This is a genomic window from Psychrobacter sp. CR212 (assembly GCF_059693765.1).
The window spans coordinates 1-524 of the sequence record NZ_JCATIF010000014.1 but is presented as its reverse complement, the minus strand read 5'-3'; the positions used below and the strand labels follow the sequence as shown (position 1 = coordinate 524).

The 524-nt window shown below is 41.8% G+C and carries 1 protein-coding gene; it reads right to left on the bottom strand.

Annotated elements, in window-relative coordinates:
- The coding region (gene lspA / locus AC58CZ_RS13235; RefSeq protein WP_497413157.1) for a signal peptidase II at positions 1 to 524 on the bottom strand (524 nt) is incomplete at both ends.

Here is a 524-nt window from a genome sequence, read left to right as displayed (position 1 = left end):
ACACCGACACAGACACCTATATCTGCAACATTGAAAAGAGGATAATTCCAGACATCAGCATAATGCACATGGATAAAGTCAACCACTTTACCAATTCTTAAACGATCGATTAAGTTGCCAATCGCACCACCAAGCATTAAGGCCAACCCCATAGATAATAGCTTGGCTGCACGTGGCGCTTTGATTAAATAAACCGTTAAAAAGATAGCCATTACAAAAGCTAAGCCTGAGAAAAACCATTTCTGCCAACCGCCAGCGTTGGCTAAAAAGCTAAATGCTGCCCCATAGTTATAAGCGAGTGTCCAGTTGAGAAATGGTTCAATGACCGGTACGGGGTCATTGAACGCTAATGTGGTTTGGGCCAACCACTTAGTCCATTGATCAAGTATTAATACCATTATCGCCAACAAATACCAGATAAAAGCGCGACTGCCATTGGCAACCATTTTTGGCATTTTGTCCAACTTATCTTTAGGTGTTATTGAGTTGCCTGAAGTCACGTACATAGCTTTAGGCGTATGATT